This is a genomic window from Pontibacillus sp. HN14 (assembly GCF_021129245.1).
Taxonomy (GTDB): domain Bacteria; phylum Bacillota; class Bacilli; order Bacillales; family BH030062; genus Pontibacillus.
Genome location: NZ_JAJOLR010000001.1, coordinates 1529891 through 1546903 on the forward strand (window position 1 = coordinate 1529891; position 17013 = coordinate 1546903).

Below are 17013 nucleotides of genomic sequence, written 5' to 3' on the forward strand. Positions count from 1 at the left end.
TCACCACCCTAGGTTGTCTTTATTACTCGCTTCACAATAGAAGCAACTTTTTCTGCCCCTTCACGAACATTTTCTTCTGTGTTCTGAAGGCCAAAGCTAAATCGAATCGAGTTACGTGTACGCTCATTTCCTTCACCAAACATGGCACTTAGTACGTGCGAAGGTTCTATGGACCCTGCGGTACATGCAGAACCACTAGACGCAGCAATACCGGATAGGTCGAAATTTGTTAACAGGGTTTCGACGTTGGCACCTTGAAAGCTGACGTTCACAATAGTTGGAAGGTTAATACGATCTCCGTTCACTTCGAAAGAAACATCGTTTTCTTTAAGTGTATCCATAAAGATCTTCTTAAAGAGCTTGTACTGCGTCAGTCTAGCGCGTTGTTCTTCTTCTAAAAGCTCAACAGCTTTTGCGAGCCCTGCCACAGCTGCTGTATTTTCGGTTCCCGGACGACGCTTTCGTTCCTGTTCTCCTCCGTGCTGTCTTGCTTCAAGAGAAAGTCCTTCCTTGGCATATAAGCACCCTACCCCTTTAGGTCCATTAATCTTGTGACCAGAGAATGTAAGCATATCTATATTTAATGTGCTTACATCAATCGGCATGGTTCCAAACGCCTGAACGGCATCCGTATGGAATAATGCCTGGTGTTCTTCAAGAAGGGCACCAATTTCAGCAATCGGCTGAATGACACCTGTTTCATTATTTACATACATAACAGAGACAAGGATCGTATCCTCACGAAGTTCACGTTTAAAATCATCTATAGAAATACGTCCTGATTCATTCACAGGAAGATACGTTACTTCGAAACCTTCAGTCTCGAGATATTCAGCTGCATGTAATATAGCATGATGTTCAATAGATGTTGTAATAATATGCTTACCGGCATGTTGATTAGCCCTTGCTCCACCTATTAAAGCAAGATTATCTGCTTCTGTACCGCCACTCGTAAAGATCATATCTTTCTCATTGGCATTTAAGAAAGAAGAAACTGTACGTCGTGCATCATCTAAAATCTTACGAGCTTTTCGTCCATAAGCGTGTACACTTGATGGATTTCCGAATGTCTCTTCCATAACGGGTACCATCGCCTCAATAACTTCCCTTCTCATAGGAGTTGTTGCGGCATGGTCAAAGTAAATTGAATTCATTAGAGATCTCCTCTCCATCTTTAAATATAAAACATATACGCTTCTTGCTCGTCGGAATCATCATGCTGGGCAAGATCGTGTAAAGTTGTTGTATCTAAAACATCTTTCACAGCATCACGAATCCGCATCCAAAGCGCTTGTTTTGCCGGCTCTTCATCTTCAATACCTTCTACCGGACTAATCGGTCCTTCTAAGACTCGTATCACGTCACCTGAAGTAATTTGATCCGGATTTCTAGTTAACATGTAACCGCCATAAGCACCACGGACACTTCTAACTAATCCCGCATTTCGTAGCGGAGCAATAAGTTGTTCTAAATAGTGTTCAGATAAGTTGTTTTCTCGAGCGATTGATTTCAACGAGATCGGACCATCACCGTATTTCTTGGCTAGTGCGATCATGATGGTCAGACCGTAACGTCCCTTTGTAGAGATCTTCATGAGCTTCACCTCTTCGTATCATATAGTCTAATAATTTCTTAGTTTGGGGTAAAGAATACCCAACGATTGTACCAAGGCCTAACGCAATGACTACTGTGCCGACACCAACAGGCCCACCTAACATCCAACCTAATAGGAATACGGTCACTTCTATGCCATTTCGAACCCACTGAACTTTCCATCCTGTTAGATCTCGAATGACTAGCATCAAACCATCTCTAGGGCCTGCGCCAAGTCCAGGAGCTACATAAATTCCAATTCCATAAGCTAAAACCGCAATTCCTAATAAAAAGACCACGATGTTACTTAAAAGCGTTTCAGGGGTAGGAAGAACGAAAATAAAAATATCAATAAAGACACCAATAAGAAGCATATTTAATATTGTACCAATTTGAGGCCATGATTTTGTGACAATTGACGTAAAACCGACAACCACTAATCCTGCAATGATTGACCATGACCCAACCGTTAAACCAAATTGTTCATTAAGACCAACATGGAAGACGTCCCAAGGACCAATTCCAAAACGATCAGCTTTAATTGTCAAAGAAATTCCTAACGCCAGAATAATAAGCCCTACAACAAAAAAAGACCAACGTATAAGGGTTGCACGTTGAGTAAATGTTTGCTTGTTCACCGAGCTTGATGAATGAGCGCGTTTGTTCTTTGTTGTCATAATTCATGATCCTTTCTATATAGAGAGCCTATCACTCCTATTTTTACACCATTAGATATTATAGCACGAATGGCAACCTTCTTGCATTTTATCGCCTATATCTTTACCCTTTAAGAATAATACAGTAACAATATCGAACAATTGATAGATGAGTAAATTCAGATTGTAAAGGAGTGTGTCACCCTTTGAGCCAACAACCGTTAGCATTTCGTATGCGACCGAAACATATTGACGATATTATTGGACAGAAACACCTGGTCGGAGAAGGGAAAATGATTCGTAGAATGGTAGATGCCAATCGCTTGGCCTCTATGATTCTTTTTGGCCCCCCTGGCACAGGGAAGACATCTATGGCTATGGCCCTTGCCAAAAGTTTAAATTTACGTTTTAAGACATTAAATGCTGTTGTGGATAAGAAGAAAGATATGGAGATAGCTGTAGAAGAAGCGAAAATGTCTGGGCAACTGGTACTCATTTTAGATGAAGTACACCGTCTCGATAAAGGGAAACAAGATTTCCTGCTTCCTCATGTAGAATCTAACCTGATTACTCTTATTGGTTGCACCACGAGTAATCCTTATCATTCGATTAATCCGGCTATCCGCAGTCGTTGCCACTTGTTTGAAGTTGAGCGATTGGATATTGAAGATGTAAAGGACGCTATTCACCGATCCATTGCAAACGAAACAGAGGGACTGGGACATTTAAATATTAAAGTCTCAGAGGATGCCATGGAGCACTTTGCTCATTCCGCAAATGGAGATCTTCGCGCGGCGTTAAATGGTTTGGAATTAGCAGCTTTTTCAACCCCGGAAGATGAGAAAGGTCAGATTACAATTGACCTTGATACGGCTGAGCAGTGCATGCAAAAGAAAAGTTTCTCTCATGATAAAGACGGAGATGCTCATTATGATGTTCTCTCAGCTTTTCAGAAATCGATACGTGGTAGTGATGTAAATGCGGCCTTGCACTATTTAGGCAGACTGATTGAAGCAGGAGACCTTGATAGCATTGGAAGAAGAATGGTTGTGACCGCGTATGAGGATATTGGACTGGCCAATCCACAAGCCGGACCAAGAGCTATGGCTGCAGTTGAAGCAGCCGAGCGACTCGGTTTCCCTGAAGCACGAATTCCGTTAGCCAACGCAATCGTTGAACTATGCCTTTCTCCTAAGTCGAACTCCGCCTATAAGGCACTAGATGCGGCCTTAGGAGATATTCGTAAAGGGAAAAGCGGTGAAGTTCCTGCCCATCTTAAGGACGCTCATTATAAAGGAGCCGAAAAGTTAGGTCGGGGTATAGAGTATCAATATCCCCATAACTATGAGAATAGCTGGGTAGATCAGCAATACCTACCAGATTCTATTAAAAATGCCCTCTACTATTCACCGAAAAAGACCGGTAAATTTGAAAAAGGACTCGCGCAAGTATACGAAACGATTCAAAAACAAAAGAAAAAGTAAATATTTGTATTGACTCAGGTATATTTTCAATCTCTCCTCCCCATAATAGAAACAACATTAACAAACTAGTTCTAGTAATTTCATTGGTTTATTAGAAAAGGAGAGATTGAATATGGTTAAAGTTCGACAAGATGCCTGGTCTCATGAAGATGATTTATTATTAGCTGAAACGGTTCTTCGTCATATCCGTGAAGGAAGTACTCAGTTAAGAGCTTTTGATGAAGTGGGCGACCATTTAAACCGTACCTCTGCAGCCTGTGGTTTTCGCTGGAATGCAGAGATTCGTAAGAAATATGATCAAGCTATTGACTTAGCTAAGCGTCAACGCAAAGAAAAGAAACGCGCCCTTGCTAAGCAACAAAAGGTGGCAACGACCGCTTCCCCTGTAGTTGCACGGGAAGACCATCAATTACCTGCCCCTGCTTCTACACTCGTTGTTGAAGAAGAAGAGTTCGAAACCGTGGCTATGGAGACACAAGATTATACAGCAGCTGTCTACCAGGAAGAAGCCCCTGTAGTATCCTTTGATCACATTATTCGTTCATTAAGAGAATTAAAGCGCCAGACTCAAAACACAAGTCATTCTAAGTCTCACATCAAGCAACTTGAAGAAGAGAACCAACAACTACAAGATGAAAACAACCAACTACAAAATAAGTTGCGTAAAATGGAAAAACAATACCTTATGATTCAAGAAGACTATCAAGTTCTAATGCAAGTCATGGACCGAGCTCGTAAGATGATTGCATTTGATGAAGACGAACAATTTTCTTCTAAGCCTGCTTTTCGAATGGAAAAGAACGGGAACTTAGAACAAGTTGCTCGATAAAACGAAAACCCGGCCTAAGCCGGGTTTTTTAATAGCGTTCGATCGTTATAGGTTTTAAGATCTCTTGTACAACATGACTGGCCATGATTAATCCAGCAACAGAAGGCACAAATGCATTGGAAGACGGAGGCTGCTCTGCTTTTCTGGTGTTTGGATTATCTGGTGTAATTTCTTGACGAACATCTTCACGTATTTTTATAGGCTGTTCCTTAGAAAATACAACCGGAATGCCTTTTTTGTAACCTTCTTTTCGCAACTTGGTGCGAATGACACGTGCAATCGGATCGTAACTCGTGTCAAAGATATTGGCGATTTCAAATTTCGTAGGATCCATTTTATTCGCTGCACCCATGGATGAGATAATATTAATATCGCGGTCGATACACTGTTTGATAAGATGAATCTTAAATGAAATGGTATCACTTGCATCGACAACAAAATCTAAGTCGTGTTCGAATAAACGCTCATACGTTTCGTCGGTATAAAACATATGTAAACGAACAACTTCACAGTCAGGATTAATATCCTTTACACGATCAGCCATTAAGTCAACCTTAGATTGACCTATGGTAGACATTAGTGAGTGAATTTGACGATTAATATTCGTGATATCCACATCATCTTTATCAATAAGAATTAATTTACCTACTCCGCTTCTCGCTAAGGCCTCTACACTAAAAGAGCCAACACCACCAATACCAAGGACAGCGACAGTCGCTCCTTTCATTAGGTCGAGCCCATCTTGTCCGATGGCGAGTTGATTTCTTGAAAATTGATGAAGCACAATGCTCACTCCTCTTTCACGATCATATAAGATCAGTATTCCTTTTCTAGCAGTTCCATAAACACATCAAAGGCTTACGAAAACATAAAAATAACCTTAAGGCTTTCCCTTAAGGATGGTTTATAAAGCTTATGTAAAAAGAAAACCAATCCCAATCGTGCCGTCACAGTCCAATGTTTTGAACCCCGCTCTTGGCAAGTGGGTGCTTTGTTCTGTAATTTATGCGTCCTCTAAGTAAGTGAAACAAGGCTTGCATGCCTTACAGAAACTTCAAGCTCCCGTAGTTCAAAATGTTCGGTCAAAACGATTGTTGGATGACGTACACATCAGGATCGGTTTGTTAAGTTTGTAATCAAATCATAGCATACCTAATGTATCTTAGCAACAAAAAGGAACGTTACAGTATGATTACATTTCTTCCTATTTGTCCTCTTGTTCTTGCTTTGCTTTCTCATTAAGCTCAAGATGCAGTTCTGTTAGCTGTTCCTGACTTACAGGCCCCGGAGCTGCTGTCATTAGATCGGATGCAGAAGCTGTTTTCGGGAAAAGGATCGTATCTCTTAAGTTCGAACGATCCGCTAAGATCATGACAAGACGATCCAGGCCAAGTGCAATACCACCGTGTGGAGGGGCACCAAATTCTAAAGCTTCTAATAAGAAACCAAACTGGCTCTGTGCTTCTTCTTCGGAGAAACCTAACACTTTAAGCATTTGGTCCTGAACTTCTTTTTCATAAATACGGAGACTTCCTCCACCTAGTTCATAACCATTTAGAACTAGGTCATAAGCTTGCGCTCGAACTTCTTGTGGGTTGCTTTCTAGCTTATCGATATCTTCACGCTCAGGCATTGTAAATGGATGGTGTGCTGCGAAGTATCGTCCAAGCTCCTCATCATATTCGAATAAAGGCCAGTCTGTTACCCATAGGAAATTAAATTGGCTTTGATCAATGAGGTCAAGTTCTTTACCTAGCTTTTGACGAAGTGCTCCAAGGCTATCGTGCACAACGGATGTTTTATCAGCTACAAATAGAAGCAGGTCGCCATCTTCAGCAGCAAGAGCTGTTCGAAGGTTCGATCCTTCTTCATCACTAAAGAACTTAGCAATTGGACCTTTTAACTCACCTTCTTCTACTTTCAGCCACGCTAAACCTTTCGCATCATAGATCTTCACAAATTCTGTTAGCTTATCAATGTCTTTACGAGAGAAGTCACTTGCTTTCCCTTTCACATTTATACCACTAACAGTGCCACCAGATTCAACAGCTGATTTGAATACTTTAAAACCAGAGTCTTTCACAACTTCTGATAGGTTTACTAACTCAAGACCAAATCGGGTATCTGGCTTATCTGAACCATAACGGTCCATCGCTTCATCGTAGCTCATATGTTTAAACGGTGTTTCAATTTCTACACCTTTTGTTTCTTTAAGCACTTTCTTCATCATACGCTCTGTCATGCTTTGAATTTCTTCTTGAGACATGAAAGAAGTCTCAATATCGACTTGGGTAAATTCTGGTTGACGATCTGCACGTAGGTCTTCATCACGGAAGCAACGTGCAATCTGGTAATACTTCTCAAAGCCTGACACCATAATAAGCTGTTTAAATAGCTGCGGAGACTGCGGCAATGCATAGAATTCTCCCTTATGAACACGGCTTGGAACTAAATAGTCACGCGCTCCTTCAGGGGTACTCTTCGTTAACATTGGTGTTTCCATCTCCAAGAATTCTTCGCTGTTTAAGAAATTACGGATAGCTTGTGTCGTTTTATGACGAAGCTTGAATGTCTCTTGAAGAGGATTACGACGTAAGTCCATATAACGGTACTTAAGACGAAGATCCTCTGCTACATCTGTTTCATCCTGTAACTGAAATGGAGGCGTCTTAGATTTATTCAAAATGGTAATATCAGATGCTAATACTTCAACCTTACCAGTTGCTAACTGAGAGTTAATCGTTGCTTCATCCCGAGCTACAACTTGGCCTGATATCTCAACCACATACTCAGTACGTACTTTATCAGCTGTTTCAATTGCCTCTGTAGAATCTTCCGGATTAAATACAACTTGAACTAATCCAGAGCGGTCACGTAGGTCGATAAAGATTAGGCCACCTAGATCACGTCGTTTCTGAACCCACCCTTTTAGAAGGACGGTTTCCCCAATATGACTTTCTCGTATTTCACCACTTAACTGACGATGTTCACTCATGATTGCTCCCCCTTAAACTCATTCTTCATATGTTCAACCACATCAGCGAGCGAGATGGTTTCCTGATCCCCTGTTGTCATACGCTTCACATTAATTTGCCCATTCGCTAATTCATTCTCACCAAGAACTAATACGTATTTAGCTTGAAGTCGATCAGCTGATTTAAACTGGGCTTTAATCTTCTTGCCGGCATAGTCTTTGTCTACTTGGATACCTGCTTTACGAAGCTGATATACAATTCCTGCTGCTTCTTTCTCTGCTTCTTCGCCAAGGGCCACGATATAGCAATCCAAACTCTCTTCGATAGGAAGTGATACCCCTTCCGCTTCTAAAGCCATTAGCAAACGCTCAATACTCATAGCAAAGCCTATACCAGACGTTTCAGGTCCGCCCACTTCTTCTACTAGTCCATTGTAGCGTCCACCACCGCTTAGTGTGGTAATTGCACCAAACCCTTTTGATTCACTCATAATCTCAAAAGCAGTATGGTTATAGTAATCCAGGCCACGTACTAAGTTTGAGTCAATCGTATAAGCAATTCCCATTTTATCAAGGTAGCTCTTCACATTTTCAAAGTAAGTACGAGAATACTCATTTAAATATTCAAGAATAGATGGTGCTGTAGCCATCGCGGGATGATCCCTGTCTTTCTTACAATCAAGAACGCGCATTGGATTTTGATCCAATCGCAGCTGACAATCTTCACACAGTTCTTCACGGTGAGGATCAAAGTGTGAGATTAAGGCTTTTCGGTGCTCCTCACGACTTTCTTTGTCGCCAAGACTGTTTAGCACCAACTTAAGGGATTGTAACCCTAATTCCTGATAACTATTCATCGCAAGAGCAATGACCTCAGCGTCAATGGCAGGATCATCACTACCTAATGCTTCAATTCCAAATTGAACGAACTGACGCATACGGCCTTGTTGAGGGCGCTCATATCGGAACATCGGTCCGAAATAATAGTATTTGGTAGGCTGATTCGGTAAGCCATAGACCTTATTCTGTACAAAGGAACGTACAACAGAAGCTGTTCCTTCAGGGCGAAGCGTCAAGCTTCGCCCACCACGGTCCTCAAACGTGTACATTTCCTTTTGAACAATATCAGTTGAATCCCCAACGCCGCGCTGGAAAAGCTCAGTATGTTCAAAAATCGGGGTACGCACTTCTTTATAGTTGTAACGACGACATACGTCAGATAATACAGATTCAACAAACTGCCATTTTTCTACTTCTCCAGGTAAAATATCCTGGGTACCACGAGGTCCTTTTAGACTCATGTGCACTCCTCCTATAGAATGTTGTCATTATTTTTTTCAGCGGCACACATCTTTAGGCAAATAAAAACTCCCGCCCCATATTCGATACAAATAGGTATCGAATAGGGACGGGAGATCTTACCCGCGTTGCCACCCTAGTTGAAGCATTAAAATGCTTCCGCTTAAACAGTTAACGCCTGCCACGTCCATCACCTACTCACAATCGCTTTCGATGCGGAACCTAAGGAATGTCTTTCGCTAAGGTCATTTACAGAGATACTTTCAGCCAAATGGTATCTCCTCTCTTCTCTAAACGTTTCCCTAGCTACTCTTTCCATCAACGGTAATCAATATAAATGTATGTGAAAAAGTACTTTTACTAGCCTGATAAGAATTTTAATACGGGTTCCTTATAATTTCAACACTTTTTTCCTATATGTGTGTATGAAAGGAATTGTTTATTATCATAATGTTGACGATAACGAATGTCAAGCACGGTCGATACTTTCTTTTAGTTTTTTTACATCCTTCAAAGAAACCCCGAATTCCTCAGCCATTTCCATTCGAGTCAGATGGGGTTCTTTCTCTAAGAAGTCATGAAATTGAACCCCAAATATGTCCTTGCTTGCCTGTGATGAATGTAAATGCTTACGTCCTTGCCTCATAATGAACACCTCTTTGTGGCTTTTTATCTATTTTCCCCAAAGCGGCATAAAAATTTCATGATAGGAAAGGTTTTTTTATAAGGATGTCGAAAGAAACATAAATACTCGTGTAATCGATTATAAAAAAAAGGAGGCATTATTACTTTGTTTATACGACGCAGTACCGCCATGCTCTTTGTAATCATGATTGGTTCATTTTTATGGTTGAGCACGGATATCAACGCAGCACAGAAAGCCGTTATTAATGTAGAGCCTCTAAATGTGAGAAGTGGCCCTGGCTTAAGCCATGAGAAAGTTGGAGAAGTACATAAAGAGGACACCTTCCCTATTCTTCAAGAGAAAGATAACTGGGTACAAATCCAGCTTGAAGAGAGTAAGGGGTGGGTCGCCAAGTGGCTCATTAAATTAGAGCAAGATGATCTTTCATCTTCATCTAACGTCACCTCTTCTGTGAATGACCTACGAATAAGAAGTGGAGCAGGTACATCTTACCGTGTCATTGGAAGTATGGACCAAGGCGATTCTTATCCCTTAAAAGGTTCATCAGGGGAATGGGTTCAACTCTCCTACAAGAATCAGAACGGGTGGGTTTCTAAACAATTTGTTACAACAGATCAATCTGTAGCCACAACAAGTCAGCCTGAAGAATCAGTAAAAGAGTCTCCCCCTTCAACTGATCGGAATGACAAAGGAGAAATTGTCATTAAGACACCGATTTTAAACGTGAGAAGTGAAGGCAATCTAGGTAGCAAAATTGTAAGCCAAGTAAAAGAAGGCGAACAGTATACGTACATACAAGAAAAAGGTTCTTGGTACGAGATCAAATACAGCTCAGGAAAAACAGGGTGGGTAGCCAATTGGCTTGTCAAAAAAGTGGCATCCAAACCTGAGGAAACCCACTCGGTGACGTTGCTGTATAACGGAACAAATATTCGAAAAGGACCTTCCACAGCTAACCCGATTGTAGGAAGAGGATCAAAAGGCCAGCAGTTTAATGTTATTGGCCATGAAAACAAATGGTATGAAATCTCCTACAATGGTGGTTCAGCATATGTTGCTGACTGGATTGTGGCAAGTCGTGAATCGACTATTGAGCAATTGTCTGATGAAGAACAAAGCATCGCAGGCAAGACCGTTGTTATAGACGCTGGTCACGGAGGACGAGACGTTGGAACAATTGGTCACGACGGAAACTATGAGAAAAAACTTACCCTAATGACAGCTCAACGTTTGAAAGAACGATTAGAGCTCGCTGGAGCGAACGTCATTCTGACACGTTCAGATGACTCTTACATTGCTCTTAATTCCAGAGCAACGAAATCGAACGTTCTTGGAGCAGATGCTTTCTTATCTCTTCATTACAACAGTTTCCCTCAATCCCCAACCGTGTCAGGGATCGGTACTTACTACTATCACAATCAGCACAAAGCCTTTGCAGAAGCGGTACAAAATGCAATGGTTAAAGCGACAGGCTTACATGATAGACAAGCTCGCTTCGGTGACTTCCATGTGATCCGCGAGAACCGTCAGCCAGCCCTTTTACTAGAGCTTGGTTTTCTATCCAATCAACAGGAAGAGAAATATGTACACTCAAAAGAATTTCAAAATAAAGTAACAAACGGCATTGTCCAAGGAATCATCGATTACTTAGGAGAATAAAAAAGTGCTCGAGAGCCTACCTCTCGAGCACTTTTTTCTATTAAAACATTCACCTTCAAACGGTAACACCTAACGATCTTTGCTTTCTAAAATCAATGTAACAGGCCCTACGTTTGTGAGCTGAACGTCCATCATTTCACCAAATGCTCCTGTCTCAACAGGCACACCTAAGTCTCTGACTAAACCATTAAATGTCTCATATAACTTATTAGCAGGCTCTGGTTTTGCAGCATTCATGAAGTTTGGGCGCCTACCCTTTCTGGTATCCCCATATAGAGTAAATTGAGAAATGGATAGCATTTGCCCTTCGATATCTTTCAAAGATAAGTTCATCTTCCCCTGGTCATCTTCAAAGATACGAAGGTTTACAATTTTATCTGCCAAATATTTCGCATCTTCTTCTGTATCTTCATGCGTCACGCCAAGCAGTATGACAAGGCCATTGTCTATTTCACCTGTAACTTCATTTTCTACTGTAACTTTTGCGTTTCGACCACGTTGGACTACTGCCTTCATTTTGACTCTCCTTACTGCAATACACGGCGAACCGTGTAAACATCTGGAATCTGTTTAATTCGATCAACGACTTTTCTTAAATGACTAATATTTTGAATCATAATAGTCATATGAATGGTAGCCATTTTATTTCGATCTGATCTACCTGTTACAGCCGTAATATTCGTTTTTGTTTCATTAACGGCTTGTAAGACTTCATTTAAGAGCCCACGGCGATCATATCCTGAGATCTCTAAGTCTAAGCTGTATTGCTTACTATCTTCACCGGTGTTTTCCCATTCAACAGGGAGAAGTCTGTTTCTGACATCATCTGTTTTAACATTTGGACAGTCAGAACGGTGAACGGATACCCCGCGCCCTTTTGTAATATAACCAACAATATCGTCTCCAGGGACAGGATTACAGCAGCGGGAAAGCCGTACAAGAAGGTTATCTACGCCTTTAACACGAACACCAGAGTCTTTCTTTTTCTTCGAATGTGTAGGTCGTTTGATATCATTCTGTACACCCTCAAGTGTTTCTTCGAGATCCTTCTCCTTAATTTGCTTACGGCGGATCTTCTCTGTTAGACGTGTAGCAATTTGAGCTGCAGTGATCCCCTGATATCCAACCGCCGCATACATGTCATCATCATTTGTAAAGTTAAACTTCTCCGCAACGCGATTAAGGTTGTCTGCATTCAAGACTTCTTTAGGCTCAAGTTCCATAGAACGGATCTCTTTTTCGACCAGTTCTTTCCCTTTTACAATGTTCTCATCTCGACGTTGCTTTTTGAAGAATTGCTTAATCTTGTTCTTAGCCTGAGACGTCTGGCTAATCTTAATCCAGTCTTTCGATGGACCATAAGAATGTTTCGAGGTCATGACTTCCACAATGTCCCCTGTTTTCAACTTATAATCCAGAGGCTCCATCTTTCCGTTTACTTTAGCTCCAATCGTCTGGTTCCCGACTTCTGTATGAATCTTATAAGAGAAATCAATTGGAACAGAGCCAGAAGGAAGTTCAATTACGTCCCCTTTTGGAGTAAAGACGTACACCATGTCTGAGAATAAGTCTACTTTAAGAGACTCCATGAACTCTTCAGCATCATGGGTTTCATTCTGCCATTCTAATATTTCTCTAAACCACGTTAACCGTTCATCAAAGGATTGCGTATTTGACTCTACATTTAATCCTTCTTTATAAGCCCAGTGAGCAGCGATTCCGTATTCAGCGATATCATGCATTTCATGCGTACGAATCTGAACTTCTAAAGGATCTCCTTTAGGGCCTATAACCGTTGTGTGCAAGGATTGATACAGATTAGGCTTCGGCATAGCAATATAATCCTTGAAGCGACCTGGCATTGGTTTCCAACATGTGTGGATAATCCCCAATACTGCGTAACAATCTTTGATACTGTTAACCTGTACACGTACAGCTAATAAATCATAAATCTCATTAAACTGCTTGTTTTGCAGGACCATCTTCCGGTAAATGCTGTATAAGTGCTTCGGGCGGCCGGATATTTCGGCTGTAATATCTACCTCATCAAGTTGGTTATGAATTTCATCCATTACTTCACCAATATAGTACTCCCGCTCATTACGCTTCTGCTTCATAAGATGCACAATACGATAGTACTGTTGAGGATTTAAATAACGAAGAGCTGTATCTTCAAGCTCCCATTTAATCGTAGATATCCCCAATCGATGAGCAAGCGGTGCGAAGATCTCAAGTGTTTCATTAGAGATGCGACGCTGCTTTTCAGGAGGTAAATGCTTGAGTGTTCTCATATTATGCAATCGGTCTGCTAATTTGATGAGAATGACGCGAATATCCTTGGCCATCGCTACAAACATTTTGCGATGGTTCTCAGCTTGCTGTGCTTCTTTTGATTTATATTTAATTTTCCCTAACTTTGACACACCATCAACGAGCATCGCTACTTCTTCATTAAACCGATCCTTCAATTCTTCAACGGTTACATTCGTATCTTCTACAACATCATGTAGGAAACCGCCGGCAATGGTTACAGGATCCATTTGCAGTTCAACAAGGATACTCGCTACTTGGACAGGATGAATAATATACGGCTCACCAGATTTACGGTATTGATCTTTATGCGCTTCCTGAGCAAACTCATAGGCACGCCGAACAAATTCAGTATCTTCGTTAGACAGATACTGGCTCGCCTGTTCTACTACTTCATCAGCTGTCAAAATTTTATCTTTAGACATCCTATCACCTGATTATTAGAAATTCGTCATAGGTATAGACGTAGCGTATATATGTGTTTCATTATCGAGAATTCTGAAGACATTGTAAAGAGGAAAGACTCATTTTATGTCGAAATCCTCTAAATTTTACCTATTATTTCGCTAGATTTGTACTCGTATGATAAAAGAGTACCCTCAAATCTTGAGAGCACTCTTTCTTCCGTTTAGTATTGCATTAGTGTTAAAACATCGTAACCGTCTAACTTCTCACGGCCATCAAGATACGTTAATTCAACTAAGAATGCACAACCTACTACAATTCCACCTAACTGTTCTACAAGGTTGATTGTAGCTTCAATTGTACCACCTGTTGCTAGTAGGTCATCCGTGATTAGAACGCGTTGACCAGGTTTAATCGCATCTTTATGAATGGTCAGAACATCTTTCCCGTATTCTAAACCATAGTCGACCTTAATCGTTTCACGAGGAAGTTTCCCTTCCTTACGTACAGGAGCAAATCCAACTTCCATTGCATATGAAACCGGGCAGCCAATAATAAAACCACGTGCTTCAGGTCCAACGATAATGTCGATTTCTCTTGTGTTTGCATATGCTACAATTTCATCAATGGCTGACTTAAATGCAGGGCCGTTATCCATTAGGGTTGTGATATCTTTAAATTTAATGCCTTCTGTAGGCCAATCTTCCACAACCGTAATATACTGTTTATAATCCATTAACTAATTTCCTCCTTAACGTCCGAAACTCGATCCATTTGCTCGGTAAACCAAGCCTTTAATTGAGGATAGGATGAGAAATATAACGTTTGTTCCACTTTTAATTGTTCGTGTTTTTGTTGATATAAAGCTGATTCAGCCAAATCTTTCTTAGAAGGATTCGGATTCAGCGTTAAAAGTCCATTATCTATTCTAACAAATTCTAGCTCAAAAAACACGTGCGATATAAATTCCACCGAATCTTTTGACCACCCTTTGTAATCGGCCAGCTTCGGTCCTTCTGTTTCAAGATGGAATTTCTTTCTCTTCATCAGCATTCCATAAAACCATTTAAAATGATCACGCGTTGGTAAGGTCTTTAAGAAAGCAGCATCATCGGTCCGATAACAGGCATAAATATTATTTGGTGACATCGTTTGAATCACGGACTTGATCTGCTCCATAGAATTCGGTAAGTCCATAAGAACCATATGTTCAATTTCATCTAATGGCAGTTCACCAATTAGTTCTGGGTCGTGATTCAATTCAATGACCGGATAATAATCAAATACCCACGCCTGATCTTCTGTCGCTTCGCCGAAGAAGATAGCAACAGTATGATCAAATGGTAATCTCGGCATTGCCTTCTCGAGATGACGATTGCCACGCAGGTCAAAGAGTTGCCAGTCGTTCACACTTAAATCTTTCATCATAATTTGAGGTTTTCTCTTCCCATTCCATTCATTAATAGAGAGCTCTCCTACAATCGTGACAGCTGATTGAGGGGCAATACGAGGATAAAGATCCCCCATCCCAAATCCAATCGTGTCGAGATCATTTCCATTTGCTTTAAAGCGCATTTTTAAATGGTTAAGCTTACTACCAATCTGACGGACCTCAGCAGGGGTCGTTTCTTCTAATTGGAAGAGTGGCTTCGGATTCCCCATTCCAAACGGAGATAGCTTTGCAATCTCTTCAATAGTTGAGATTGTAATATCTTCTAGGCTCACACATCGATCGATGGTTAAAAGTTGTTTGAAATCTTCAGGAGCAAGCTTTTGATCAGCTAGGTCGTTCAACGCTTCTCTTAGCGTTTCCACATTTTCTAATGGCAACGTCATACCGGCTGCTTGAGCGTGTCCGCCAAAATGGGTGAATTGACTTCGTACTTCCATACAATTGGTAAACATATCAAAAGCATCAATGCTTCTGGCAGAACCTTTGGCTGTCTGAGTCTCAGGATCAACAGTCAATACAATCGTTGGTCGGTCGTACTTATTAACAAGACGAGAAGCTACAATCCCAAGGACCCCCTGATTCCATCCTTCTTTCGCAACGACAATGACAGAAGGTAGATCATCAGCCTGAGAATCAAGCATTCGCTCGGCTTCTTCTGCAATCTCAGCGACAATCTTTTGGCGCTCCTGATTAAGGGCATGGATTTGATTGGCTAACGCATCTGCTTCAGCGTCACTCTCTGTCAACAATAAATCCACAGCAGGAAAAGCGTCCTGTAATCGCCCTACAGCATTGATACGAGGCCCAATCGCAAAGCCAATATCTTCTTCCGTGATATCCCCTTCAATACTACACACTTTCTTTAGAGCTTGGACACCTGGACGGATGGACCTAGAAATAGCTTTCAATCCATGTGCAGCTAATACTCGGTTCTCGTCATGGAGAGGGACAAGGTCCGCGATCGTACCAATGACGACTAAATCTAGCAAGTGCTTTGGAAAATCACCGAGTAAAGCATGAGCAAATTTAAATGCTACGCCAACTCCTGCTAGTTCCTTAAACGGATACGTTCCACCTAACTTCGGGTGGACGATTGCATAAGCATCCGGCAATTCATTTTGAGCCTCATGGTGGTCTGTAATAATCAAATCGATTCCTAGCTCTTTCGCTACATCCGCTTCATGATTGGCCGCTATACCTGTATCGACAGTGATAATGAGTGATATTCCTTCAGCATGTGCATTGCGGAAAGCCTCTTCATTCGGGCCATACCCTTCTGTAAATCGATTCGGAATGTAAAATTCTACATAGGCTCCCATTTCACGAAGGACTTCAACCATAAGCGCAGTTGAACTGACACCATCCGCGTCATAGTCGCCGAACACCCATATATATTCTTCCTGTTCAATCGCCTGTTTTACGCGATCAACGGCTTTGTTCATATCATTCATTAACATTGGATCATGTAATTGTTCCAGTTGAGGAGATAAAAATAGCTTTGCCGCTTCCTTCGTTTCAATCCCTCTTTTTCTTAATAACTCTTGAGTTAAATCAGATAAAGATAAAGATGGATCAATCGGGAGAGCTGGCTCCTCTTCTTGGGTTAAATTCCATTTTGCTTTACTCCGTAACATAGATTCACCCCTAACAGACCCATTATACAAGAGCCAAGTAAGGGTAGCAAATGAATTTCAGGTGGAAAAGG

14 protein-coding genes, 1 other RNA gene and 1 other annotated feature are annotated in these 17013 nt (G+C 41.2%); of the genes, 3 read left to right on the plus strand and 12 right to left on the minus strand.

Annotated elements, in window-relative coordinates; all coding sequences use genetic code 11:
* Positions 1–8: 8 nt before the first annotated feature.
* Genes LQ226_RS07975 through LQ226_RS07985 form a run of 3 tightly spaced genes read right to left on the minus strand, consistent with a single transcriptional unit; the run spans position 9 to position 2270 of the window.
* The gene (locus tag LQ226_RS07975; RefSeq protein WP_231417297.1) at positions 9–1154 is read right to left on the minus strand and encodes a cysteine desulfurase family protein; all 1146 of its coding nucleotides are present in this window, start codon (positions 1152–1154) and stop codon (positions 9–11) included.
* A gap of 20 nt (positions 1155–1174) precedes the next feature.
* On the minus strand, positions 1175–1594 hold the full coding sequence (cymR, locus tag LQ226_RS07980; protein ID WP_188651362.1) for a cysteine metabolism transcriptional regulator CymR: 420 nt from the start codon (positions 1592–1594) through the stop codon (positions 1175–1177).
* Positions 1527–2270: a YczE/YyaS/YitT family protein gene (locus tag LQ226_RS07985; RefSeq protein WP_231417298.1), complete on the minus strand. Its 744-nt coding sequence runs from the start codon at positions 2268–2270 to the stop codon at positions 1527–1529. The genes cymR and LQ226_RS07985 overlap by 68 nt, the downstream gene beginning before the upstream one ends.
* Positions 2271–2455: 185 nt before the next feature.
* On the opposite strand from LQ226_RS07985, the gene LQ226_RS07990 reads away from it, so the two are divergent.
* On the plus strand, positions 2456–3733 hold the full coding sequence (locus LQ226_RS07990; RefSeq protein ID WP_231417299.1) for a replication-associated recombination protein A: 1278 nt from the start codon (positions 2456–2458) through the stop codon (positions 3731–3733).
* Between the two features lie 112 nt (positions 3734–3845).
* A complete protein-coding gene (locus LQ226_RS07995) occupies positions 3846–4562 on the plus strand; it encodes an RsfA family transcriptional regulator (protein ID WP_231417300.1) in 717 nt (238 codons plus the stop codon).
* A 28-nt stretch (positions 4563–4590) separates the two neighbouring features.
* Here LQ226_RS07995 and LQ226_RS08000 read toward each other — a convergent pair whose 3' ends face one another.
* The 5 genes from LQ226_RS08000 to LQ226_RS08020 all read right to left on the minus strand — a co-directional run bounded on the left by LQ226_RS08000 (position 4591) and on the right by LQ226_RS08020 (position 9481).
* Positions 4591–5346, minus strand: coding sequence for a tRNA threonylcarbamoyladenosine dehydratase (locus LQ226_RS08000; RefSeq protein WP_231417301.1), 756 nt, complete (start codon positions 5344–5346; stop codon positions 4591–4593).
* A gap of 144 nt (positions 5347–5490) precedes the next feature.
* Positions 5491–5682, minus strand: a non-coding RNA gene (ssrS, locus tag LQ226_RS08005) — 6S RNA.
* An 84-nt stretch (positions 5683–5766) separates the two neighbouring features.
* Positions 5767–7557, minus strand: a complete 1791-nt coding sequence (aspS, locus tag LQ226_RS08010) for an aspartate--tRNA ligase (protein WP_231417302.1) — start codon at positions 7555–7557, stop codon at positions 5767–5769.
* A complete protein-coding gene (hisS, locus tag LQ226_RS08015) occupies positions 7554–8837 on the minus strand; it encodes a histidine--tRNA ligase (RefSeq protein WP_231417303.1) in 1284 nt (427 codons plus the stop codon). The genes aspS and hisS overlap by 4 nt, the downstream gene beginning before the upstream one ends.
* 100 nt (positions 8838–8937) lie before the next feature.
* Positions 8938–9166, minus strand: a binding site (T-box leader).
* 138 nt (positions 9167–9304) lie between these two features.
* Positions 9305–9481 (minus strand): RNA polymerase subunit sigma-70, encoded by a 177-nt coding sequence (locus LQ226_RS08020; RefSeq protein ID WP_231417304.1) that lies wholly within the window; start codon positions 9479–9481, stop codon positions 9305–9307.
* 144 nt (positions 9482–9625) lie between these two features.
* On the opposite strand from LQ226_RS08020, the gene LQ226_RS08025 reads away from it, so the two are divergent.
* The gene (locus LQ226_RS08025; protein WP_231417305.1) at positions 9626–11140 is read left to right on the plus strand and encodes an N-acetylmuramoyl-L-alanine amidase family protein; all 1515 of its coding nucleotides are present in this window, start codon (positions 9626–9628) and stop codon (positions 11138–11140) included.
* Between the two features lie 69 nt (positions 11141–11209).
* Here the strand turns inward: LQ226_RS08025 and dtd are convergent, their stop codons facing one another.
* The 4 genes from dtd to recJ all read right to left on the minus strand — a co-directional run bounded on the left by dtd (position 11210) and on the right by recJ (position 16942).
* The gene (dtd, locus tag LQ226_RS08030) at positions 11210–11656 is read right to left on the minus strand and encodes a D-aminoacyl-tRNA deacylase (protein ID WP_231417306.1); all 447 of its coding nucleotides are present in this window, start codon (positions 11654–11656) and stop codon (positions 11210–11212) included.
* Positions 11657–11667: 11 nt separating this feature from the next.
* Positions 11668–13875, minus strand: coding sequence for a RelA/SpoT family protein (locus tag LQ226_RS08035; protein WP_231417307.1), 2208 nt, complete (start codon positions 13873–13875; stop codon positions 11668–11670).
* A gap of 203 nt (positions 13876–14078) precedes the next feature.
* Complete coding sequence (locus tag LQ226_RS08040) at positions 14079–14591, minus strand: adenine phosphoribosyltransferase (RefSeq protein WP_231417308.1); 513 nt, start codon at positions 14589–14591, stop codon at positions 14079–14081.
* Positions 14591–16942, minus strand: a complete 2352-nt coding sequence (recJ, locus tag LQ226_RS08045; RefSeq protein ID WP_231417309.1) for a single-stranded-DNA-specific exonuclease RecJ — start codon at positions 16940–16942, stop codon at positions 14591–14593. Before recJ ends, LQ226_RS08040 begins: the two co-directional genes overlap by 1 nt.
* Positions 16943–17013: the final 71 nt, after the last annotated feature.